Below are 24,448 nucleotides of genomic sequence, written 5' to 3' on the forward strand. Positions count from 1 at the left end.
AAAGTATTATAATCCGCCAAACATCTCCTCCATCCTCTTCCAATGCCCCTTTCTCATCCAATAGTGTAGCCTACTCCACCACCATACTCTCCATCGAAATATTATGGAGTTTCTTTTCTTCCAATTGCTGGTACACACTTCACCCAGCCATTTCTCATCAAAACCGGCCCATTCTCCAGCCACAGTGAGCAGGTTGGCTTGCAACGTTGGGAAGACTTCATAAAGATCAATTCGCTTAAGTTCTTTCAAGCTTAGGTCAGATGCTTTAAAAACAGAAAAGATCCATTCATAATCTCGATCCTGAAGCTCTGTGTCCAGGTAAAATTCGGAAATGGCTAGCCAGATCTGGCTTCTGTTTTCGGGGGGTGACATCTTTATGAGGGTTTAGTTACTTACCTCTTCCATTTTCGCTACTTCCTCTTCAAAATTAAGATCAAAATGCTCTAAGTAATCTTCAATCGGATCAAGCCCCATAGTTGCTCTTCGTTCGTTGACCGTCTCAGGATCTTCAAGGGCGTACAAGCTGCCATTGGAGATTTGAGAGCCGTAGATCTGCTTGAAGCCATTCCACATCAACAGCCTGTCCTGCATCAGTGCAAAGCTGCTTTTTCTAATATCACCTCGCTCTACAGCCCTTTTAATTTGGGGATAGTAATATGCCATCAGACTGGAAGATGAATGCTGCAGAACGAGAAACACAGTCGTCATGCCTTCCCCTCCCACCTCATCTTTTGTTGGAAAGCCACATTGCTCGATAATCGATACTGTCTGCTGTTGATTAAGCGAATCAATTGCATTCATATCTCCTTCCCCACCGGTGCGAACCGCCTGATCTTTTTCATAAATATCAGCCAAAACACTCATTAAATCACTACAGTCGATATTAACAAGTGTCATATTTCGAAGTGGATTGACCGCCACTTCGCGGAGCATAATCTCAAAAAATTTATCTTCAAGTGCAGGCTCCACCACTCTCACCTCCTTTATTTCATCGTTACTGTCGACATAAAAGTGGCGGGTCATTTTTCCTGAATTTAAAAGATCTCTTTCTTCATCATTTAATGGCTGACCATCTTTATTTTTAAATTCTGCATAGAGGTAGTTAAGGTCGCCATCTTTAGCGAGCGCAATGGCTTCTTCCGGGCTGAGCTTTCGAAGTTCTCCGGAATTGCAGGCAAAGAATAACAACGCCAGGCTTAGGTAGGTTAGGTTTTTCATTCTTAATATATAAGGTTTACGTTTTATATTAATAAATTATAATGCAATTTAAGAGCCACTCATTTTAAAGGCGTTTGTTAGACGAGTAAATTTCTGACAAACTAAAAACTAAATGAAAATGTTATCTTTAGCAAAAAAAGAAGAATATGCCAGCATATACTAATAGGATAGTTTCAAATCCCGATATCATGTTAGGAAAACCTGTGATCAAGGGCACAAGGATCACTGTTGAACTGATACTAAGGAAGTTATCTGAAGGAATGAATATGGATCAATTGCTGCTAGCCTACCCGCAACTTAGCAAAGAAGATATTTATGCCGCTTTAATTTATGCTTCGAATATTATTGCCAATGAAGAAATTATCTTTCCTCAGGCTTCATGATATTAGCTGATGAAAACATCGACACTCAGATGGTAGCTATCCTGCGGGAAAAGGGCATTGAAGTTCAGCATATCAAAGAAGGCAAGGAGAGTTTCAGGCACAAAAAAAGCCCCTGAAGGTCTACTTTCAGAGGCTTTATTTTTTATACCACCAATTCCCATTTACGGAATCCACTTAATATCTTTAAAATTCGGCTTCCTCTTTTCTAAAAAGGCGTTTCTTCCCTCTTTAGCCTCATCCGTCATATAGGCCAGGCGGGTAGCTTCTCCGGCAAATACCTGCTGCCCTACCATGCCATCGTCAGTGAGGTTGAAGGCAAACTTGAGCATTTTAATGGAGGTGGGGGACTTGGCCAGGATCTCCTGAGCCCACTGGTAAGCAGTATCTTCTAATTCAGTATGAGGGATAACGGCATTGACCATGCCCATTTCATATGCATCCTGCGCAGAGTAATTTCTGCCTAAAAAGAATATCTCACGAGCACGCTTCTGTCCTACCATTTTAGCCAGGTATGCAGAGCCATATCCACCGTCAAAGCTGGTGACATCGGCATCGGTCTGCTTGAAAATAGCATGTTCTTTACTGGCCAGCGTCAGATCGCACACTACGTGAAGGCTATGTCCGCCACCTACTGCCCAGCCGGGTACTACGGCAATGACTACTTTTGGCATGAAACGGATCAAACGCTGCACTTCCAGGATGTTAAGACGAGGCATGCCTTCATCATCCACGTAACCCTGATGGCCTCGTGCATTTTGATCGCCCCCACTGCAAAACGAATACACACCGTCTTTAGTGGAAGGCCCCTCAGCGGAAAACAGTACAACGCCAATTGACGTATCTTCCCTGGCATCAAGTAAAGCTTCAAAAAGCTCTCCTACCGTCTTTGGTCGAAAGGCATTCCGTACATTCGGGCGATTAAAGGCGATCCGCGCTACTCCACCTGATTTTTTATATGTGATATCTTCGTATTCTTTTACGGTCTTCCAATTCGGCTGGCTCATAATATTTTTGTTTGTTAAATTATTGCTTGATTTCGCCCCGAAGATAGCAAATTCGAATAAAAATTGTCCTGATTACTATCCACTGATCCACTGGAAAATCATCGATAAATTCGTTAAATTAGAGATGTTGAAATTGGATATAGGGATAATGCAGTTGCTTAATAAATAATCTCACATCTCTCAATACTAGTCAAACATGAACTTCGGTCGCAAACTCGGGTATTTCACAGCATTCATCCTTCCCGCCCTGGTGATCACAGGGTACTATCTGGGTGGGTGGTGGAATTTTATCACCGTGGTCGATGTATTTCTTATACTCCCACTGATCGATCAATCCGTTGGTATTGACACTACCAATGTGCCGAAGGAAAAGGTAAAGATCATCTCCAATGAACTTTACTACCGGTTCGTTACCTATGTATGGACCTGGTTTCAACTGGCATTTGTAGGCTGGGGGTTCTATGTGATCGCCTTTGGCAACATCAGCACATGGTTCGCATGGGCCGGCTTTATTCTTAGTTTTGCACTGGTTACGGGGGGTGTAGGAATTACCGTAGCGCATGAGTTGGGTCATAAAAAATCCTCTTTAGAACGGCTTTATAGCAAAATACTGCTGATGACCGTAAGCTACATACATTTTTATATTGAACATAACAGAGGGCATCATGTGCATGTAGCCACTCCTGAGGATCCTGCTACGGCCAGAAAAAATGAGACTTTCTATACCTTTTGGATACGATCGGTATTTGGCGGCTATACACACGCCTGGAAATTAGAAAATGAAAGACTTCGAAAAAAGGGAAAGCACCCCCTGAACATCGGCAACAATATGATCTGGTTTACGCTACTGCCGCTCATATTTTGCGGGACTATAACTACCGGATTTAGTTTATGGACAGGCCAATTCATTTGGGAAATACCGGTGTTCTTCTTTGGACAGAGCTTTGTTGCCTTTACCCTACTCGAGTTGGTCAATTATGTGGAGCATTATGGCATTCAACGCAAGGAAGTATCACCAGGACGGTATGAGCGGGTTACACCGATTCATTCATGGAATGCCAGCCACCTGATCAGCAATTTTTTCCTCTTTCAGTTGCAACGGCACTCCGATCATCATGCCAACGCTATAAAACGATATCAGGTGCTGGATCATTACGATGAGAGTCCACAACTTCCTGCCGGATATCCAACAATGATTATCATTGCCCTTGTGCCACCACTTTGGTTCGGAATGATGAATAGAAGATTGGAACATTGGCATACGGAACACCAAAACTTAAAAGCTGCGTAAAATGAAGAACAAAAAGACAGACCATACTACACTTATCTGGGAGAAGAAAAACATCTTTGCCGATAAGTACCTTTTCCATGATGGCAAAAAGGGTATTGCGAGTGTGCAGTTCAACTCCATGAGCTTCAAATATAGAAACGCTCATATCTCTTTCCACGATGATACAGCGATCCAACTGGTTAGCAGAAACACCTTTAAAACTTCGATCGATATCATCAAAGACGGAGCCTCTATCGGCAGGTTTTCCAAATCCGGAATGAGTCGTTTCACACTCGAAGTGGAAGGAGAAACTTATAATCTCGTTAAAAAAACCTGGGTGTCGGAATGGACCTGGTACAACGCCAAAAATGAAAGGATACTTTTTCTCAATAAAGAGATTTTCGGTGAAAAGGGAAATATCGTTTTAAAGGGTGATCTGAATTTCTCGAAGTCATTAATGGCGCTATTAGGCATTTATGCAATCAGCCTGGAACAAAAAGAATCAATGGCTACATTGTTTGTGGTTTTTCTGCCTCTCTGGCTTTCAATGATGTCTTAAAATTGGTCCTGGTATCATTTGACTCTGCCATATTTCTTCATCATCTCCACCACCTTGTCAACAGGAAGCGCCTGAATAGTATGTCCGTCTCTTCCCATCATTGTTTCAGCGGCAAAAAGTGAATTCAGAATAGCCTCCTCGGTGGCCTCTATAGTGGCCAAGAACAATGGAGACATAGCATCATTTTTTAAGAACTTTCCCTCCTGCACCGGTGAATCACTTGTGTACGGAACAAAATTCTCTTCAGCAACAGACAGGGCTATCACATAATCACCACTGCCGTTAGAAGCTATTCCACCTGTCTTCGCCAAGCCCATAATCGCTCTTTTGGCCAGTCGTTTGAGATTTCTGGCATCCAAAGGAGCATCCGTTATCACCACGATCATACAGGAGCCATCCACATCATTGAGGATCTTATCTTTAAACGGATAGTTGTTGAGTTCTTTAGCTATGGGAACCCCGCCAATTTCCAAAACACCACCAAAGTTAGTCTGTACCAATACACCCACAGTGTAGCCTCCTTCAGATTTTGGGATCACCCTGGAGGAAGTGCCGATGCCACCTTTATATCCGAAGCAAATGGTGCCTGTACCGGCACCCACATTTCCTTCCCCTACCTCACCTGCCGAAGCTTTTTCAATAGCGCTGATTACATGCTCTTGCTTCACATGTCTGCCTCGAATATCATTGAGCCACCCGTCATTGGTTTCCCCAACTATCGCATTCACAGAACGAACATCTTCATTTCCAGGAGTTTGCAAAGTATAGCTAATCAAAGCATCAGAGGCAATGGGCACACTCAGGGTGTTAGTCAGAATAACAGGTGTTTCAATGTTTCCCAACTCTTCCACCTGGCTGTAGCCGGCCAGCTTACCAAAGCCATTGCCAATATAGATAGCTGCAGGAACCTTCATCTGAAAAATATTACCTTCATGCGGCACAATGGCCGTCACCCCGGTGCGGATACTATCCCCTCCCACTAGTGTGGTATGCCCTACTTTCACTCCATTCACATCTGTTATGGCATTATGCTTCCCTATTTTAAAGATGCCAACCTCAATACCATGATCTCTCAGTCTCATATTTTGAGCATAAAGGTTAACTTGGAGCGACTGAAGCACCAACAAAAAAGCTAAAGTCCTTATGATATTTAATAACATCGATAGTCAAAAGTTTAACGTTACTCGGTTCCACCAGCCTCAGAGATTATTTCTTTGTTCTTGTTTTTGACGTATTTGTCAAGCCACTGATCCTGCTCCCACAATATGTGAAGTATGCTTTCCCTGGCACGGTAGCCGTGGCTCTCCTTTGGCAACATCACCAGTCTGGCAGTTGCACCCAAACCTTTCAGGGCATTGAAGTACCTTTCACTCTGTAATGGATACGTGCCTGAATTATTATCTTCCAGGCCATGTATCAACAGTAAGGGAGCTTTCATTTTATCTGCATGCATAAAAGGCGACATATCATAGTAAGTCTCAGGTGACTCCCAGTAGTTGCGCTCTTCACTTTGAAAGCCAAATGGAGTGAGTGTCCGGTTATATGCACCGCTACGGGCTATGCCGGCAGCAAAAAGATCAGAGTGTGACAACAGGTTGGCCACCATAAAGGCTCCATATGAGTGTCCTCCAACGGCAACTTTCTCCGTATCGATGTAACCAAACTCGTCTACTGCATCTATAGCGGCCTTAGCATTGGCAACAAGCTGCTTTCTGAACGTATCGTTAGGCTCCTCATCACCTTCACCCACAATAGGAAATGCCGCATCGTCAAGTACAACATATCCCTGGGTGACCCAATAGACCGGTGATCCGTAGTATGGATAAATAAACTCGTTAGGATTGGTTGTATTCTGTGATGCACTACTTTTATCTTTAAACTCCCTGGGGTAAGCCCACAAGATCATTGGCATTTTCTCCTTCTTTTCCTTGTCATACCCAATCGGAAGATAAAGTGTTCCTTCCAACTCCAGTCCATCCTCACGTTTATAGGTGATCACCTCTTTATGTACATCCTGAAGACTTTTAAACGGATTTTCAAAAGAAGTCAGCGGAATCAATGCCTTCTTATTTTTAATATTTCTTATGTAATAATTGGGGTATTCGTAGGGTGACTCAATACGAGTGAGTATCTCACCTTTTTTTATATCAATAGCCCAATAGAGCGTTTCCTTTTTATCCTGATAGGCAGATTGGTAGAGGCGCTCTTTGTCTAAAGTTTCGAGGTTAAGCTTGTCTACAAACGGAAATTGCCCTTTGTCGGAATAACCATCGCCCAGGAGAAACAGGTGGTTTTTATCTATTGCCAATACATACTCATTGAACTCATTTCTTCTTGTTACAAAATTGCCGGGGTCATTATAGTTGTCCTGATAATTCCGGTCGGAGATCACACGTGGTTCAACGCTTTTGTCTGACGGATTGAACAGGTAACTCTTTGTATTCCGGTTGTTCCACCAGTAATCGTGCGCAACAGCCGTCTTCTCATCACCCCACTGAATGTACCTATATCGATTTTTGGTTTTCAACAGCGACTTTGCCTCGCCAGTGAAAGGGGCTTCGAGCTGAAATACCTCATCTCTGTATGTTACCTCTTTTTCAGGATCACCCCCGTCCAACGCTTCTACCCAAACCAGCGTTGCAGGCTTATCCGTTCTCCACGCCATACTTCTTTTTCCCTCACGCACTGCCATAAAGCCCTTCGGTAATACTTCAGTCAGCGATACCTCTAATACCTTCTGCACCAACTTCCCCTCTGTATCATATATATTAGTTTCGGAAGGAAACCTATAGTAAGGCACCAGATAAGAAAACGGTCGTTTCAACAAGCTCGCCATTACATATACACCATTGGGTGAAAATTCAACATCATCGTACATACCGGCCGGCAACCAGTTACTTTTTTTACCCTGCAGGTCCACTTTATTGATTTCGGAAAACACCAACTGCTCGAAGTTGTGTTCATCCGTAGGGCTTTTCAACAGGTCCTGGTATGTCCTGTTCTGAGCTTTTTCTCCATCGCTTACAGACACAACAGGTCCCGAGGGAACCTCTTCTGCAGCATCGATCAGGCTTTGACGCCGGGCAGGGATCATTTTAACTAGTAAGGCGCTATTATCTTTAAACCAGACTATAGGATTTCCCAATACGGCATTTACCGTGGCACCTGTCAACCTTTTGGCAGAAGCGCCTTCAACGTCCAGCATCCAAACTTCAACGCCATCTGCTGTGGTGTGGGTAAAAGCCAAAAGTTTTTCGCTGGGTGACCACCTAAAATTGGTTAGCCTGGGGTTTGCCGGTAAACCAACCACCTTTCGTGACTCTTTATCAGTAGCTTTCTTCACTTCCAAATTACTGTAGTAGTTGGTACGACTAGCAATACTCGTCTTTGGGTTGATACGTAGACCTGCAAGGCGCATTTCGGACTCTGAGAGCTCTTCAATAGACTTATAGGCATCGCGGTAGAGCAACACCACATTTTCCCCCTTGCTGTCAACATCTGCAAGGGGTGCCAATGGGGCATCCACTAATTCCAGAATCGCCTGGGGAGGCTTTTGATAACTTAGGTTTTCCTGTGCAAAAGCATGAAATGACAGCACAAAAAAGGCGAAAATCGCAGGTAACTTTTTCATAGTTGGTTTGGTTGGTCGCACTGTAAATAATTACTGAATCTAAATAAAACATCAACCATATTAAATGTTTTCTAATATTTCAGTGCTGCCAGGTATTTAAATGGCTACTGTCAAATGCCAGCGGTGTGAGACAGGATACAAAAAATACTAACGATCACCAAATCTTCTAAGCGTGCTTTTATTGAAAGTCCACTCAGGCGTTTTGAGAACTTCTCCAAAATTTTCAGAATACCAGGGACTCAACGCTTCATTATTAGGATTTTTTAAGATCTGGATCTCCTGTGCAGGCATATAACTCTGAGCCAAAAGAAAAATTTTTTCACCGGTGTTTTCATTTACTGCTACATCTACCACAATCACCGCATGCCCTGGCGAGCCTCCCTGAATAAAGACATCTCCGATTTCAAGATCATTGAGATTTACCGGCTGAAGTTCTTTCTCTAACGACAGGGTACCGGCATAGCTGAAGATGATCTCCAGGTATTTCCAGAAGGTTTCATAGGTATCTGAAGGCCTAGCGGATGCTTTCCAATAAGTTTTGTTGCCATCTACCACAATACGCTGTCCCTTTCTCCACTTTTCGTAATCAACCCGAAAGCCATTGGTAAAATTGAAATGTATCCGATCATACTTTTTCTGACCATACAGGTATTCCGCCCTTAGCCTCATTACCGCATCAGCACACTGATGGAGATCCCGTTTACCGATATCCAGGTCTACAACAGCATCATAAACGTTTCGGTTTTCCTTTACGCGACCGTTATAGTACTTAACGGGGACATTGTGTGCCTTTAATGGCAACTCCCGCAGGTAGCCGCCAAAAGATGCCGGTGATGCTGTTGTTCTTTTGAAGTTCCGGGGTACAAGGATTCGTGTAAGGATCGTAGCCCCATCCGGATCTATAATATTCTGTTTTTCAGTTATCTGGTCTTCAGAATTTGGTCCGTTGTCGACCCTACTACTTTGTGATAGCCCCTGGTCACACGCATACAGACTTGCAACTACTACTAATAAAATACAACCTGATATCTTCATCTGAACACAAATTATAGGAAAATTGCGGGATAACCAATTAAAACAAAGAGGCCGTCTCAAAAGTCTCCTTCTGACGTCATCCTGAACTCGATTCAGGATCCCCTGATTAGATTCTACTCATTTTTAGGGGATTCTAAATCAAGTTTGGAATGACGAACTAACTTTTGAAATGGCCTCTTTTACAATTGTTTTGATTAAAACACTAGCAAGGATTGGCAGAGCCACAGTTCACTGCAGTGCAACCATTCCAGTATGTTGGGCAATAGTTTGGATTATCACTCCAACAATAACCCCACTGCTCCGAATCACAGTGAGTGCCGGTAAGGTTCGCTCCGGCTTTCACGGTATTTTGTAACTCCTCGTCAAAATTGGTAACAAAACTTTGAACCTTAATTTCAGTTAATTTTTTTCTTTTCATAACTTTTAGTTTTTGGTTTTAGATATACTAAAGTTGCTACCATTCTTTGGCAGTCACAACCAAAACTACCTGTTGATGTAAAGAATAATTATCCTTTATGCATTACTGCAAGTCTCACCTATCCTACTGCTGAAAAATCAATGGTCTTCCTCACAACTACACCCCACCTTCATAAGGCTTTCCCCGTTTTCATGCCAGTTAAATGACTGGTTGTAACGATTATTTTCCCAATAAAATTTACTTCTTTTCTCCTCTCTGTTGCCAATCTCGTTCATTGTGTTGGCATCATACAATCTTCCATTAACCATAATATACACCAGGGAATTGGTATTTTGAATATCCACCAAAGGATCTTTTTCCAACACGATCAGGTCTGCGAGTTTTCCTGCTTTCAAAGAACCAATCTGCTCATCCATGCCCAGGTAGTTCGCACCATTTAAAGTGGCCGCTCTCAAAGCTTCCATATTGCTCATGCCACCCTGCTGCAACATCCACAACTCCCAGTGGGCACCAAGCCCCTGCAACTGTCCGTGTGCTCCGAGGTTCACTTTTACACCTTCGTCTGCCAACGCCTTACACACCTCTGACACCAATATGTGTCCATTTTCATACTCCGCATCAGGCGCCATAGTTCTATGTCTGGACCTCGAATCGATAACACCTCTCGGATAGAACTTCAGAAGCTTTTCATCTTCCCATACATTCGTTTTCTGGTACCAGTAATACTCTCCGTTCAACCCGCCATAGTTTACGATCAGTGTAGGTGTATAGCCTGTTTTGCTGTTGCTCCATAGCTCTTTCACATCTTTATAAACTGGTGCGACCGGAATGTTGTGTTCGATCCCCGTATGCCCGTCCATGATCATGGTCATGTTATGATAAAAAGTAGATCCACCCTCAGGCACCACGAGCATGTTCAGCTCTCTGGCAGCCTGAATGATCTGCTGTCGCTGGTCCCTGCGGGGTTGATTATAGCTTTTCACAGAGAATGCACCAAAGGCCTTCGTCCTGCGCAAAGCAGAGCGTGCATCATCCAAACTGTTGACCGTAGCTTTAAAATCCCCATCAGCTCCATACAGGATAATACCTGTGGAGTACAGCCTTGGCCCATTCATTTTCCCGGATTTTATCAGTTCGGAAAGCCCAAAAACTGTTTCTGTATTTGCAGAAGGGTCATGAGCTGTGGTAACCCCATAGGCCAGATTGGCATACAACGGCCAGTGCTTCTGTGGAGTAATTCCATAGCCAAATGCACTCACATGGGCATGAACATCGATTAGTCCGGGCATAATCACTTTGCCAGAAACATCATATACTTTGGCATTCGATGGAATTTGTACCTCACCTGCCGACCCTATGGCCTCGATGGTATTATTTCTAATAACAATGGTTCCGTTTTCAACCACCTCGTCACCCTCCATGGTAATGATCTTTGCTCCTGTAAAAGCAATGACTCCTTCCGGCTTATAGGTTTCGGCTACCAAACCCATTTTTAAGCCCACGGTATCCACCAGAGGAATACTGTCAGGAGAACCTGCCAGAAAGGTAAATCGCTGATTGATGTCATTGGTAAAGTACTCATCACCCAGGGTCCAGTGTATCTTTTTACTGTCGGCAGACCAATGTAGATTAATACCTGCATCTCTGGTTATCGCTGCTACAGGGAATGCTTTGGTGTTGGCATCCAGGTCTACTTCTTTGCCTGTAGCCGGTAGCGGAGCTATGTATGCCTTATGCAGGTGGATAAACGCCACCCATTTATTATCCGGGCTAGGTACAAGGCGATTAGCATACTTTGATTTCAGGTGTGTCTGCTCATCATTACCGGCAAGATTCACACTCTTCAGGTTCTTGGTAAGACTTCCGAAGAAGTAGCCTCCTGTCTGGTAAAAAATACGCGATCCATCCACATTAAAATGTGGATATTCACCATCCTCGACAACAAACTTCGAAGTTCCTCCTGATGAGGATACGCGATAAATGCCTGGTTTTTTATCAAATGTACCTCCCAAAATATTGTTGCCGGATTCTTTCACAAAAACTATCTCCTTACCGTCAGGTGAAAATGATGGGCTCCTGTAGATCCCTTTTTCATCTGTTACTTTAACGGGTTCCGATTTTCTACCCTTCAGGTTCAGTTTCCAAACTGCTCCCATGTTTTCATCGTTCCAGGTAACATATGCAAGTTCGCTACCATCCGGTGAAAAGGCAGGCTCAAATTCAAAGTCATCAGATGTCGTCAATCGCTGTGGCTTACCGTCAGGCAAGGTCTTCTTCCAAAGCGAGCCCAGAGCATGAAATATCACCGTTTTACTATCAGGAGAAGTAGTGGCCTGGCGAATCACCTTAACAGTGAAATTATCCGGAGCCACTTCATTTTTAAATTTTAGTGTTTCCGCTATTTTGAGGTTTGCATTAACTGTAAACCGGATTTCCTTTGTTTGGAGTGTTTTGACGTTGATCTTATTGATCTTTCCGGCAGACCAGAAATAAATAAATTGGTTATCCGGGCTCCAGTTGAAGTTGGGGTAAACACCAAATATAGCCCATGCCTCCTGCTGGTCCTTGTTCAGTTGGTCGTACAGCGGCCATTCCTCTCCGGTTTTCAGGTCATGTATGAACAGCACCGATCTTTCTCTTACCCGTTTAACAAATGCCAGCATAGATCCATCTCTGGACACTTGCGGTCTGGCTGCTCCACCAGGTCCTCCGGTAACAGTCTTGGTTTTCCCGTCTGAAAAATCATATCTCTTTATGGCATATATCTGGCTGTTAGGATCTTTATTATATTGAAAAAAACCTCCGGGATACATATCCTCACTGTAGTAAAGGTACTTACCATCCATTGACACCGATGGTTCGTTTACATCCTGTTGGTCATTCCTTCTTTCAGTAAGCTGCAGACCAACACCACCGGTGACATGGTACATCCACATTTCACCGGCACCAAGTGATCGTTGGGAAGTAAAATGCTTTCTGGCTATCAGGTATTGCCCGTCAGCAGACCATACAGCATTATTCAGAAGTCTGAAATCCTCTTTAGTCACCTGCCTGGCATTACCTCCATCACGATCCATCACCCAAATATTATCACCGCCACCTGCATCGCTGGTAAAGGATATCTGACTTCCATCCGGGCTAAAGCGCGGTTGTATTTCGAATGGCACACCCGATCTCAGCACTTTGGCTTCACCACCTTCCACGGGCAGAATATAGATGTCACCCATAAGATCAAATACGATCTCTTTGCCATCGGGACTAACATCGAGGTTCATCCATGTGCCTTCTGTGGTTGTAAAATTGATTTCTTTATAATTCCAATCCCCCTGCGGATCAGAAACTTTCCATTTATCATCCTTTTGCGCATAAGACAGCGAAGCCACCAACCAAAGGATCAGCATGCTTAAACAGTATTTTTTCATCGTTTTTATTTTCAATTTAAATTTTTATTCTTTCCAACAAGGCGTTGATCAGTCACATACAAGGTCTGGCGGCAGCACAGCGCCCAACTCCTCAGCTTTTTCCCAATCCTTCAGCGCCTCCGCGCTTTTACCCATAATACACTTAACGCTACCCCTGTTAAACCAAGCCTCCACATAACCAGGCTTCAGTTTGATAGCTTCATCAAAAGCAGCCACAGCATTCTCCATTTTGCTTAACATGAAGTAAGCATACCCCTTCTCGAAATAAGCTTCAGCATATGCAGGATCCAGCGACAGGGCTTTGTTGTAGTCTTCAATGGCCTCTTCATTTCTCTGAATTTGAGACTTACACACACCCATTAAATAAAATATTTCTGCGTTCTCCTTATCCAAAGCAGCAGCTCTCTCAAAGTAATCAATCGCCTCTTCATACTCACCCAGCTCGTAATTTTTGTACCCAATATCAACCAACTGCTCTGCTTCCTGCGCAGAAGCTGCCACGGGCATGAAAAATAAAATTAGTAGTCGCACTATTCTCATGATCACCAAATTAACTAATTCACGGTTGTTTTACAGCCATAAAAAATATGTTTTACATCAACGGTGACCTTTTAAATTTTCTACGTCTTGATAAAAAAATAAATTTTTACTTGCTATTGATTAAAAATGTTATCTACCTTTGAACCGACAAATGAAAAATTCTGCCACATATACACCAGCATTTAGCGCAGCCCCTGCGGCCGCAGCGTGTGCCCCCGTGGCCAGGATTAGGGCATTCAGGCCCCTAGCGGGTATATAGTTTTTTAGCGGTGGTACGTCCACTGCATCCTCCAATCAAATATTTTCTTAACCAAATCCAAAAAAGCCGAAAGGCTAAACCTTAAAAACTATTTCCTGCAATGTCGGAAATTACTCAATTAACTATCGCTGGTGAAGCTCATTTACACTTTGCCGAAGAAATATGCACCATGATGGAGCAAGCCGCCCAGCAGCGCGGCACCGGAATTGCTAAGCGCTCTCCTTTGTACGTGAGCGCAAAGATGCTGGAGGGAAAAGCAGTAATTGCTATTTCCAATGGTAGGCCGGTGGGCTTTTGCTATATCGAAACATGGGGACATGGCATGTATGTTGCCAATTCAGGGCTGATCGTACATCCTGACTTCCGCAACACCGGACTGGCCAGGAGAATCAAAGAAGAGATCTTCAAACTCTCCAGGAAGACATTTCCTGAAGCTAAAATATTTGGTATCACTACCAGTCTGGCGGTGATGAAGATCAACTCAGACCTGGGTTATAAGCCTGTTACTTTCTCGGAGCTGACTACCGATGAAGATTTCTGGAAGGGCTGCCAAAGCTGTCGCAACTATGATATTCTTACTCGTACCGATCGCTCGCATTGCCTCTGCACGGGTATGCTTTATGACCCTGACAAAAAACCTAAAGTAGAAGCTCAAAAACCTTCAAAAGAGGAGCGTTGGGAGCGATTTAAACGCTTTATGAAATTTGAAGGCTTCAAAGAGGGGGCAGATCGCTTACGTCAAAAAATAAAAAATAAATCTAATAACCTTAAAAGCAACAAATCATCATGGCTAAAAATACCGTTGTTCTAGCTTTTAGCGGGGGCCTGGATACCTCGTACTGTGTAAAATACCTCAAGCACGACCTCAACCTCGAAGTGCATTCTGTGCTGGTGAATACCGGTGGGTTTACAAAAAAAGAACTGCAGGCTATTGAAGAGCATGCTATGAACCTTGGAGTAGCACACCATGAGACGGTAGACGTAGTGGATGAATTCTATAACAAGGCCGTAAAATACCTGATTTTCGGAAACGTATTGAAAAACAATACATACCCCCTGTCAGTAAGTGCCGAGCGTGTATTTCAGGCCATAGCCATTGCCGAATATGCAAAAAAGACAGGTGCACAATACATTGCTCACGGAAGCACAGGAGCAGGCAACGACCAGGTACGATTTGACCTTGTGTTTAACATTCTTACTCCTGAATGCCAGGTTATAACACCTATTCGTGACCAGCAGCTTTCACGGCAGGCGGAGATCGATTATCTGAAGGCTCATGACGTGGAAATGAACTGGGAAAAAGCGAGATACTCCATCAATAAAGGGTTGTGGGGCACCAGTGTAGGAGGAGCCGAAACACTCACATCGCATCAACCACTGCCTGAAAGCGCGTACCCCAGTCAGTTGGTGAAAAAGGATATATCTACGATCACGCTGGGTTTTGAAAAGGGAGAGATCACGAGTATCGATGGTCAGGAAATGGAACCAGTTGAAGCAATAGTAATCCTCCACGAACTCGCCAGCCAGTATGCAATTGGACGAGACATCCACGTGGGTGATACCATTATTGGAATCAAAGGGCGCGTAGGCTTTGAAGCAGCAGCGCCCCTGATCCTGATCAAAGCGCATCACTTGCTGGAAAAGCATGTACTCACCAAATGGCAGCAGCATTGGAAACAGCAGTTAGCCGATTGGTACGGGATGATGATGCATGAAGGACAGTACCTCGATCCCGTGATGAGGAATATTGAAAAGTTCCTCGAGGATACACAGGGCAATGTCTCCGGTAAAGTGCATGTTACGCTTGCTCCGTATCAGTTTCACTTAACAGGGGTTGAATCAGAGCATGACCTGATGAACTCAAAGTTTGGCCACTATGGCGAGATGAACAGTGGTTGGACCGGTGAAGATGTAAAAGGATTCACCAAAATACTGGCCAACCAGACGAAGATCTGGCATGCGGTGAATGAAGGGAGCCGGAACGAGGAGCCGGTTTTAAAGGGCAGTACGTAGAATGGCCTGTCTTGGTAGAGTGATCTGATGACTTTGAGTCATCAGATCAATGATCAACAGATAACCGGACAGTATAACGAATTCGACAGTTTGAAAATAAACAACATTGATATGACCATAATAAGCAAACACTTGTCAGAGACGACAGATAAGCGTCCAAAAAACAAGAACGATAAGCGCTTTTCTACCGATTTATTTCGCGGCCCTGAGTTTACCGGGTCCGAAGAAGATCTGGTACTGTTGCTGAAGCTTAGAGAAGCAGCAGAGGATAAGGACAGTCATCAGAAAAAACTTAAAAACCAAGTCATCCCGCCTGTCCCGAGCTCGTCTCGGGGAGGTAACGAGGGATCCTACTAAGTTCTGAGGGTAATTCTTCGACCTTAGTTCCTTCGTCAGAATGACAGTCAATTTTAGTTTTTTTAAGAGGCTGTGAGCTCAAATAATATAAACAGACAACAAACAAAAAAATGATAAAAGCAGGAATCATAGGCGGTGCAGGTTATACAGCAGGTGAGCTATTGCGCATTCTGGTGCATCACCCTGAGGTGAATGTGGCTTTTGTACAAAGCAGCAGCCAAAGTGGTAAACCTGTAAGCACTATACATGATGATCTGATTGCAGAAACTGACCTTGTCTTCCAAAAAGAACAGGGTGAAGCCGATGTCATTTTCCTCTGTCAGGGGCATGGCAAAGCCAGGACCTTTTTGCTGGAGAACACCGTGAGTGAAAACACTAAGATCATTGACCTGAGCCAGGATTTCCGGCATCAGGCCAATGCCACCTTAGACAACAGACAATTTATCTATGGATTGCCCGAGCTAAACAAAAACAAGATCCAAAGTGCAGAGAACATTGCCAATCCAGGTTGTTTTGCTACTGCCATCCAACTGGCATTGCTACCACTGGCGCAGTCAGGATTATTGACCGATGAAGTTCATGTCCATGCGGTTACCGGTTCCACAGGTGCAGGACAGGCTCCTGGCGAAACCACACATTTTAGCTGGAGAAACGACAATGTTTCCGTTTATAAAGCATTTGAACATCAGCATTTAAAAGAGATCACTGAGAGCATTACCACCTTGCAAAAAGGCTTCGATCAGGAGATCAATTTCATACCTATGCGAGGTAATTTCTCCAGAGGAATATTTGTGTCTGCTTATACAACATTTGAAGGAGATATTGAAAGGGCATATGAGTTATTCGGTGACTTTTATAGCGGAGCGGCCTTCACCAAAGTGACGAAGACCCCGCTTCACCTGAAGCAGGTGGTGAACACCAACTATTGCTTTCTACACCTGGCAAAGCATGGTAGCAAGCTACTGATCACCAGCGCAATAGACAATCTATTAAAAGGGGCTTCCGGCCAGGCCGTGCAGAATTTGAACCTGATGTTTGGCCTGAAAGAAAACCTGGGTTTACAACTTAAAGCAAACGCATTCTAATAATGAAGCAGCAAACCATAGCGATCATAGGAGCCGGCAATCTCGGTCTGGCGATCTACAATGGCCTCGACAAAGGAGGTCTGCTGGGAAGCAATAAACTGATCCTCACCCGCAGAGATATTACCGGTTTAAAGGATATCAATCACTCGGCAGTAACAGTTATCAGCGACAACGTCAAAGCCGTTTCGCAGGCAGATATCATCATTTTTGCTGTTCAGCCCAAGCAATTAAAAAAGGTGCTTGAGGAAGTGCGGGAGGTTTTAAACCCGGAAAAACACACCCTGATCTCGGTGATCACAGCGGTGACCATTACTGAGATAGCCGCATCGTTAAATGCTGACTTTCCGATCATCAGAGCCATGCCTAACACAGCCATTGCTGTATTGCAGTCGATGACCTGCATGGCTTACAATGACAAAGGCAAGGAAAAAGTAAAAGCCGTACAGACCATTTTCAACTGTGTTGGAAAAACGCTGGTGATCCAGGAAGAGCTGATGCAGGCCGCTACAGTAGTATGTGCCAGCGGTATCGCCTTCTGGATGCGATTTATCCGGGCTACTACACAAGGCGGAGTTCAGTTAGGATTCGATGCGGAATACGCCCAGGAAATAGCCGTGCAAACCTGCCTTGGTGCAGCAAGCCTGCTCGGTGAAAACCACGGCAGTCACCCTGAAAAGGAAATTGACAAGGTGACGACCCCTCAGGGCTGCACCATCTCAGGCCTGAATGAAATGGAACATAACGGCCTGAGCTCAGCACTGATCAAAGGATTGGTGAAGTCTTATGAAAGGATCAATAAAATGAAGGAGACGACATGACGGAGAGCACCCACCCCTGCCCCTCCCAGGAGGGGATTTCCGCCCCGAGAAAAATCCCAGAGGGATTTTTAACTCCCCTCCTGGGAGGGGCAGCGGTGGGTAACACACAAACAATAAACTAAAACAAAAAACAATAACCATTTAAGCATGCAATGACAATTGAAAAATCACACAAATTATGAAACTATTTAAGGTATACCCCCAGCTTGACCTGGAGCTGACAAAGGCTCAGGGATGCTACGTTTATGACAAGTCCGGCAACCAATATTTAGACCTTTACGGAGGTCATGCCGTGATCTCGGTGGGCCATACACACCCACACTATGTCAAACGCATAAAAGAGCAACTGGATCAGATAGCCTACTACTCCAACGCAGTGATCAACCCTGTACAGATCAACCTGTTGGAGAAGCTGGGCCAAATATCAGGCTATAACGCCTACCAGTTATTCCTTTGCAACTCCGGGGCAGAAGCCATCGAAAATGCCTTAAAAATAGCCTCTTTTCATACTCAAAAAGATAAGCTCATTGCTTTCAACAGGTCATTCCATGGCCGTACTTCCCGCGCTCTGTCGGTAACAGACAACGACAAGTACCGCTCTATGCTCGACAAATACAGCAACGTACAGTTCCTGAGCATGGACCTTGAACTGGTAGAGGTGGCCTTGAAAAATAAAGATGTCTGCGCTGTACTTATAGAAGGTATCCAGGGACTGGCGGGTATTTATATTCCCGAGACCAATTTCCTGCTGGAACTCAAAGCGCTTTGTGAAAAATATGGAGCATTGCTCATTATTGACGAAATCCAATCCGGCTATGGCCGAAGTGGTAAGTTTTTCGCCCATCAGCATGCGGGTGTTCAGGCGGATATTATCACAGTAGCCAAGGGGATGGCCAACGGATTTCCTATCGGGGGAGTGTTGATCAGCCCTGAAATAGAGGGGTGGTTCGGTATGTCAGGTTCTACTTTTGGGGGTAACCACCTGGCATGTGTAGCCGCGCTGGCCACTTTGGAGATCATTGAAAATGAAAATTTGATCGAGAATGCACAGGTGGTGGGCAACTACCTGATGGATAAACTGAAAAACATCCCTGAAGTGAAAGAGGTGCGAGGTGCAGGGTTAATGATAGGGATGGAGTTCAACTTTGCCATTACAGATGTGCGTAAAATATTGATGAATGAGTACCACATCCTTACGGGAATGTCCGCTAATCCGAATACGCTGCGCCTGTTGCCACCGCTGTCTCTAAATAAACAGCAGGCAGATGAATTTGTAGATAAAGTATTGATCAGTCTGGAAAAAATAAAGAAGAATGAAGCAGTTCCTGTCGGCAAGTGACCCCGAGGACCCGCGTGCCCTTGTAAAGAAAGCGCTGGTTCTTAAAGCAAATCCTTTTCAAAGTTCGGCAGGTAAAAACCGGACTTTAGGCCTGGTATTTTTCAACCCAAGCCTGAGGACGAGGATGAGCACACAGAAGGCAGCCTTTAATCTCGGAATGAATGTGATGGTGATGAATGTGGACAAAGATGGTTGGAAGATCGAGTTTAATGACGGGACCGTGATGAACGGGGATACACAGGAACATATTAAAGATGCTGTTAGCGTAATGAGTCAATACGTTGATATTCTGGGTGTACGCACCTTTCCTTCTTTACAAAATAAGGAGGATGACTACAGCGAAAAGGTCATCAGTCAGTTCACCAGGTATTCGACAGTGCCGGTAGTAAGCCTGGAATCGGCTACCCGGCACCCGTTACAATCGCTGGCAGATCTTATTACTATTGAAGAGTTAGGGATCAAACGACCTAAGGTGGTGTTGAGCTGGGCTCCGCACCCGAAAATACTACCTCAGGCCGTGCCTAACTCATTTTTGGAATGGATAAAAATAACAGATGCAGATATCACTTTGGCCTGTCCTCAGGGATATGAGCTGGCTGATGAATTTACAAACGGAGTAAAGATCGAACACGATCAGTATCATGCCTTTGAAGGAGCAGATATCATTTATGCCAAAAACTGGAGCAGCTATGTTCACTATGGCCAAAAGCCGGAAGTAAAAAGTGACTGGACTATAACAGCAGAAAAGATGGCGCTCACGAACAAGGGCAAATTCATGCACTGCCTGCCCATACGAAGAAATGTAGTGGCCACCGATGAGGTAGTTGACAACTCTATTATCTATCGGCAGGCGAAAAACCGGGAATATGCTGCACAGGCAGTGCTACAGGAAATATTGGAAAACCTTTAATGCAAAGGCGATGAAGCAAGAAATAACAATCGTAAAAATTGGAGGCAACGTAGTTGACGATGCCTCAACACTGGAAAAAGTGCTGCAGGAATTCTCTCAGATAAGCGGCCCAAAGGTGCTGGTGCATGGCGGAGGAAAGATCGCATCTGACCTGTCAGTGAAGCTGGGTATACAGCCCAAAATGGTCGAAGGACGTAGAATTACTGATGAGGAAAGCCTGAAGGTAGTGATGATGGCTTATGGCGGATTGGTAAATAAGGGCATCGTAGCCCAACTTCAAGCTATGGGATGCAATGCGCTGGGCCTCACGGGAGCTGATGCCAATATCATTCCTGCTCATAAGCGAAATAGCGGTGAAATTGACTATGGCTATGTCGGAGATTTCAATATTGAAGACATCGACACTGCCCGGCTTCAGTTCTTAATTAATGGAGAGCTGACTCCGGTATTTTGCGCCTTAACACACGATCAGCAAGGCAGTATGCTCAACACCAATGCTGACACCCTGGCTTCGGGACTGGCCATCAGCCTGGCAAAACACTATCATCCAAAGCTGGTGTATTGCTTTGAAAAACAAGGTGTGCTGCTGGACTCGGAGGATGATGCTACGCTTATTCGTGAATTGAACTACCTGCACTATCAGCAGTTGAAAGACGATGGTATCATCCACAATGGAATGATCCCCAAGCTGGACAATGCATTTGCGGCTCGTGATAAAGGGGTAAAAGTAGTGATCAAACATGCGCTGGAGCTGAGTAAGCCTGCGGGGACGGTGTTAGCGTAGGGAAGTCGGAAGACCGAAGTCCGAAGACGGAAGTTGTTGTCGGTAAATCGGTAATCAGTGATCGGTAATCGGTGGTAGGTGAAATACGCACCAGTCCCCGGACATGTTCCGGGGCCCCGAAGATTGGCCTTAAAACCTAAGCTTCCATTGATACTCAAACTATGGAATGGTGATTAACCGCAGAGGACATGGAGGTAAAAAGGAGAGCCACATAGAGAATAGTTGGCAGAAGCAGTAAGGCAAAAGGTCATGAAAATGAGTCGGTAAACCGGGTAATCGGTGGTGGTGGGGTAAAAGCGGCAGGTGAATTTTTCATCGGATGAGTATCTCCTCAATGCAGGTTCACACTCGATGAATGCCAGAGGTGTTTGTATAAAACAAGAGAAGTTATTGAAAACAGAGTTTACATTTAAATCAGAGGCTGTTGAGCTACTCAAGCAGTTGATCGCTATTCCGTCATTTTCGAGAGAGGAAAAGGGCACTGCTGATCTGCTTGAAGATTACCTGGTAAATAAAAGTATCGCAATACACCGGTCAGGTAATAATGTGTGGGCTTTCAACACCTTCTATGATGCGAACAAACCAACTATTCTGCTTAATTCACACCATGACACGGTAAAACCGAATACAGGTTATACAAAAGACCCTTTTGGAGCGGAAGTGATTGAAGGCAAACTATACGGTCTTGGAGCAAATGATGCAGGGGGAGCACTGGTGGCTTTAATGGTAACTTTTCTGGAGTTTTATAATGAAAAGGAACTACCGTGGAACCTGATCTTTGCGGCTACGGCTGAAGAGGAAATATCAGGGAAGGAAGGAATTGAGAAGGTATTGCCCGACCTAGGCAAAATTGATCTGGCTATCGTTGGGGAGCCTACGCTCATGGAACTGGCGGTTGCTGAAAAAGGACTTCTGGTGCTGGACTGCGCGGCTAAAGGAATGTCCGGTCATGCGGCCCGCAATGAAGGCGAAAATGCCATATACAAGGCAATGAAGGATATTAACTGGTTTGAAAACTATCACTTTCCAAAGATATCGGAGACTCTGGGGCCGGTCCACATGAATGTAACACAGATACAGGCGGGCACACAGCACAATGTGGTGCCCGATAACTGCAGTTTTGTGGTGGATATCAGGGTAACTGACGCCTATACCCATGAAGAGGTGCTTGAGATCATCAAATTATACACAAGGTGCGAGGTAAGGCCACGATCGGTGCGGTTGAAGCCGTCTGGGATAGACAAAAACCACCCGATCGTAAAAGTGGCTGAAGAAATGAATATGCGAACCTACGGTTCCCCTACCCTCTCGGATCAGGCTTTAATCCCTTATCCGAGTGTAAAAATAGGACCGGGAGATTCAGCCCGCTCGCATAGTGCAGATGAATTTATTTATATTCAGGAAATTGAGGAAGGGGTTGAATTGTATAAGAGAATATTGAGTAAACTAACGCTGTAGATCAGTTGATAATAGGTGAAACCAGTGCCGTTGCGAACGAGGTAGAGTGAAGCAATCTCCTAATTGTGAGGAAAGTATGGAATGATCATTAACCGCAGAGAAAACAGAGGTAAAAGCAGAGATACACAGAGAGCTTTCTAAATGTTAGTAAGCAGTGAGCAAAAAGCCGTTGCAAAGGTCCCCTAACTCGGGCATCACCCTGGATTAGGGGGATTGCTTCGCTCCCTTAGGGTCGCTCTCAATGACGAAAACATTGTGAAAGTGCTCTGATGACTTGGAGTCATCTGTTCACTACCATGAAAATAGAATTAGAAAACATGAACCAAACTTGCAGCCTATAGCTGGCAGCTTAAATCTAAAAACATGAAACTTTGGGATAAAGGATATACAATAGAAAAAGCCGTAGAGGTATTTACAGTAGGTAACGACCGTGAGCTGGACCTTCACCTGGCGAAGTACGATGTGCTGGGTTCGTTGGCTCATGCACAAATGTTGCATCACATCAGTCTGCTTTCGGACGATGAATTGACGGGGATTGAAAGAGAACTAAAAGCCATTCTACAACAAATAGAACAAGACTCCTTTATTATCGAAGCAGATTTTGAAGATGTGCATTCCAAAGTAGAGCATATTCTCACGGAAAGGCTCGGTGAAACAGGCAAAAAGATCCATACTGCCCGGTCGCGTAATGACCAGGTGCTGGTGGACCTGCATCTGTTTGCAAAAAGTGAGCTTGATGAAGTAAAGTCGTTAGTCGCCCAGCTATTTGACAGGCTGATACAGCTTAGTGAGCAGCATCAGCATATACTTTTACCCGGATACACTCACCTGCAGGTGGCGATGCCCTCGTCATTCGGTCTTTGGTTCGGGGCTTATGCTGAAGCTTTAATTGACGATGTACACCTGCTCAATGCTGCTTACAAAATAGCAGATCAAAATCCCCTCGGCTCCGCGGCAGGATATGGTAGCTCCTTCCCTATCAACAGAACTTTCACCACCGAAAAACTAGGCTTCTCTACCTTGAAATACAATTCGGTAGCCGCGCAAATGAGTCGTGGAAAACTGGAAAGATCGATCAGCTTTGGGTTAGCCAGCGTTGCAAGTACGCTTTCTAAATTGGCCATGGATGTATGCCTGTACATGAGCCAGAACTTCGGGTTCGTCACCTTCCCTGACCACCTGACCACCGGCTCCAGTATTATGCCTCACAAGAAAAATCCGGATGTTTTTGAACTAGTACGGGCCAAGTGCAATAAAATACAGGCCCTCCCTGCAGAGCTGATCATGGTCACCAACAATCTGCCCAGTGGCTATCACCGTGACCTTCAAATATTGAAAGAAAGTCTTTTTTCAGGCATTTTTACCCTGAAATCATGCCTGGAGATCACAGAATTCATGTTGCAGCATATCCGGATCAATGAAAAAGCTATTGACGATCCGAAGTACGATTATTTGTACTCCGTAGAAGCTGTCAACAACGAGGTGATGAACGGACTCTCCTTCCGTGAGGCATACCAAAAGGTCGGGAAAAGCATTGCTGGAGGAAATTACAACCCCAATAAGCAGGTAAATCATACACATGAGGGGAGTATCGGGAATCTTTGTATTGAAGAGATCAGGAGAAAGATGGAGGAGAGTTTAGTTTTGAGTCGTTAGTCTTGAGCAGTAAGTTGTGAGTTGTGCGTATTACTGCCAAAGTATTGCGCTATTGCATTGATCAAACTGGCAAAACACCAGTCTCCCCGGATCCCCGTCAATGCTATTAATTAAGAAAAAACTCTTCTAAGAATTATGGTCATCTCGCCTGTCCCGAGCTTGGCCTCGGGGACCAGAGGGAGAGATCCATGCACCTTTGAAGTAGTTACTTCTGCAAGATCCCTCTCCCTATATGAAATATATGAAATCGGGATGGCATCCTTAACTTAAGAACATTGGGACCCCGTTC

The 24,448-nt window shown here is 44.5% G+C and carries 22 protein-coding genes; 13 read left to right on the forward strand and 9 right to left on the reverse strand.

The window, feature by feature from the left end; genetic code table 11:
* Positions 1-6: 6 nt before the first annotated feature.
* Positions 7-372, reverse strand: coding sequence for a DUF7079 family protein (locus C900_RS19865; protein ID WP_009581979.1), 366 nt, complete (start codon positions 370-372; stop codon positions 7-9).
* A gap of 12 nt (positions 373-384) precedes the next feature.
* On the reverse strand, positions 385-1,218 hold the full coding sequence (locus tag C900_RS28720) for a DUF6624 domain-containing protein (protein WP_009581980.1): 834 nt from the start codon (positions 1,216-1,218) through the stop codon (positions 385-387).
* A 146-nt stretch (positions 1,219-1,364) separates the two neighbouring features.
* Between C900_RS28720 and C900_RS19875 the strand changes: the two genes are divergently transcribed.
* Positions 1,365-1,601 (forward strand): DUF433 domain-containing protein, encoded by a 237-nt coding sequence (locus C900_RS19875; RefSeq protein WP_040497158.1) that lies wholly within the window; start codon positions 1,365-1,367, stop codon positions 1,599-1,601.
* Between the two features lie 161 nt (positions 1,602-1,762).
* On the opposite strand, the gene C900_RS19880 is transcribed toward C900_RS19875, so the two are convergent.
* On the reverse strand, positions 1,763-2,605 hold the full coding sequence (locus C900_RS19880) for a 1,4-dihydroxy-2-naphthoyl-CoA synthase (protein WP_009581983.1): 843 nt from the start codon (positions 2,603-2,605) through the stop codon (positions 1,763-1,765).
* A 196-nt stretch (positions 2,606-2,801) separates the two neighbouring features.
* Here C900_RS19880 and C900_RS19885 point away from each other — a divergent pair, with 196 nt between their 5' ends.
* Both C900_RS19885 and C900_RS19890 read left to right on the forward strand, forming a co-directional pair.
* Positions 2,802-3,896 (forward strand): alkane 1-monooxygenase, encoded by a 1,095-nt coding sequence (locus C900_RS19885; protein WP_009581984.1) that lies wholly within the window; start codon positions 2,802-2,804, stop codon positions 3,894-3,896.
* 1 nt (position 3,897) lies between these two features.
* Complete coding sequence (locus tag C900_RS19890) at positions 3,898-4,434, forward strand: hypothetical protein (RefSeq protein WP_009581985.1); 537 nt, start codon at positions 3,898-3,900, stop codon at positions 4,432-4,434.
* Positions 4,435-4,448: 14 nt separating this feature from the next.
* Here the strand turns inward: C900_RS19890 and C900_RS19895 are convergent, their stop codons facing one another.
* The 6 genes from C900_RS19895 to C900_RS19920 form a co-directional block, all read right to left on the reverse strand.
* Positions 4,449-5,594, reverse strand: coding sequence for a DmpA family aminopeptidase (locus C900_RS19895; RefSeq protein WP_009581986.1), 1,146 nt, complete (start codon positions 5,592-5,594; stop codon positions 4,449-4,451).
* A gap of 20 nt (positions 5,595-5,614) precedes the next feature.
* Positions 5,615-8,065, reverse strand: a complete 2,451-nt coding sequence (locus C900_RS19900) for a S9 family peptidase (protein WP_009581987.1) — start codon at positions 8,063-8,065, stop codon at positions 5,615-5,617.
* Positions 8,066-8,212: 147 nt separating this feature from the next.
* Positions 8,213-9,100 (reverse strand): DUF4846 domain-containing protein, encoded by an 888-nt coding sequence (locus C900_RS19905; RefSeq protein ID WP_009581988.1) that lies wholly within the window; start codon positions 9,098-9,100, stop codon positions 8,213-8,215.
* 202 nt (positions 9,101-9,302) lie between these two features.
* Positions 9,303-9,518: a pinensin family lanthipeptide gene (locus tag C900_RS19910; protein WP_009581989.1), complete on the reverse strand. Its 216-nt coding sequence runs from the start codon at positions 9,516-9,518 to the stop codon at positions 9,303-9,305.
* A gap of 137 nt (positions 9,519-9,655) precedes the next feature.
* Positions 9,656-12,940 carry an amidohydrolase family protein gene (locus C900_RS19915; RefSeq protein ID WP_040497159.1) on the reverse strand — a complete coding sequence of 1,095 codons (3,285 nt, stop codon included), beginning with the start codon at positions 12,938-12,940 and terminating at the stop codon, positions 9,656-9,658.
* A 48-nt stretch (positions 12,941-12,988) separates the two neighbouring features.
* Positions 12,989-13,480 (reverse strand): tetratricopeptide repeat protein, encoded by a 492-nt coding sequence (locus tag C900_RS19920; RefSeq protein WP_083867539.1) that lies wholly within the window; start codon positions 13,478-13,480, stop codon positions 12,989-12,991.
* Positions 13,481-13,839: 359 nt separating this feature from the next.
* Between C900_RS19920 and C900_RS19925 the strand changes: the two genes are divergently transcribed.
* From C900_RS19925 to argH, 10 genes are all read left to right on the forward strand, one after another.
* Positions 13,840-14,550 carry a GNAT family N-acetyltransferase gene (locus C900_RS19925; protein ID WP_009581993.1) on the forward strand — a complete coding sequence of 237 codons (711 nt, stop codon included), beginning with the start codon at positions 13,840-13,842 and terminating at the stop codon, positions 14,548-14,550.
* Positions 14,526-15,752, forward strand: coding sequence for an argininosuccinate synthase (locus tag C900_RS19930; protein WP_009581994.1), 1,227 nt, complete (start codon positions 14,526-14,528; stop codon positions 15,750-15,752). Before C900_RS19925 ends, C900_RS19930 begins: the two co-directional genes overlap by 25 nt.
* A gap of 111 nt (positions 15,753-15,863) precedes the next feature.
* Positions 15,864-16,109 carry a hypothetical protein gene (locus C900_RS19935; RefSeq protein WP_157494091.1) on the forward strand — a complete coding sequence of 82 codons (246 nt, stop codon included), beginning with the start codon at positions 15,864-15,866 and terminating at the stop codon, positions 16,107-16,109.
* Positions 16,110-16,219: 110 nt separating this feature from the next.
* Positions 16,220-17,194 carry an N-acetyl-gamma-glutamyl-phosphate reductase gene (gene argC / locus C900_RS19940; RefSeq protein ID WP_009581995.1) on the forward strand — a complete coding sequence of 325 codons (975 nt, stop codon included), beginning with the start codon at positions 16,220-16,222 and terminating at the stop codon, positions 17,192-17,194.
* A gap of 2 nt (positions 17,195-17,196) precedes the next feature.
* On the forward strand, positions 17,197-18,012 hold the full coding sequence (proC, locus tag C900_RS19945; RefSeq protein WP_009581996.1) for a pyrroline-5-carboxylate reductase: 816 nt from the start codon (positions 17,197-17,199) through the stop codon (positions 18,010-18,012).
* Between the two features lie 178 nt (positions 18,013-18,190).
* Complete coding sequence (locus tag C900_RS19950) at positions 18,191-19,351, forward strand: aspartate aminotransferase family protein (protein ID WP_009581997.1); 1,161 nt, start codon at positions 18,191-18,193, stop codon at positions 19,349-19,351.
* Positions 19,326-20,261 (forward strand): N-acetylornithine carbamoyltransferase, encoded by a 936-nt coding sequence (locus C900_RS19955; RefSeq protein ID WP_009581998.1) that lies wholly within the window; start codon positions 19,326-19,328, stop codon positions 20,259-20,261. Before C900_RS19950 ends, C900_RS19955 begins: the two co-directional genes overlap by 26 nt.
* Positions 20,262-20,271: 10 nt before the next feature.
* On the forward strand, positions 20,272-21,045 hold the full coding sequence (gene argB / locus C900_RS19960; RefSeq protein ID WP_009581999.1) for an acetylglutamate kinase: 774 nt from the start codon (positions 20,272-20,274) through the stop codon (positions 21,043-21,045).
* Between the two features lie 303 nt (positions 21,046-21,348).
* Positions 21,349-22,503 (forward strand): M20 family metallo-hydrolase, encoded by a 1,155-nt coding sequence (locus tag C900_RS19965; protein WP_009582000.1) that lies wholly within the window; start codon positions 21,349-21,351, stop codon positions 22,501-22,503.
* Between the two features lie 363 nt (positions 22,504-22,866).
* The gene (gene argH / locus C900_RS19970; protein ID WP_009582001.1) at positions 22,867-24,159 is read left to right on the forward strand and encodes an argininosuccinate lyase; all 1,293 of its coding nucleotides are present in this window, start codon (positions 22,867-22,869) and stop codon (positions 24,157-24,159) included.
* Positions 24,160-24,448 lie beyond the last annotated feature (289 nt).

Source organism: Fulvivirga imtechensis AK7 (assembly GCF_000331535.1).
Taxonomy (GTDB): Bacteria; Bacteroidota; Bacteroidia; order Cytophagales; family Cyclobacteriaceae; genus Fulvivirga; species Fulvivirga imtechensis.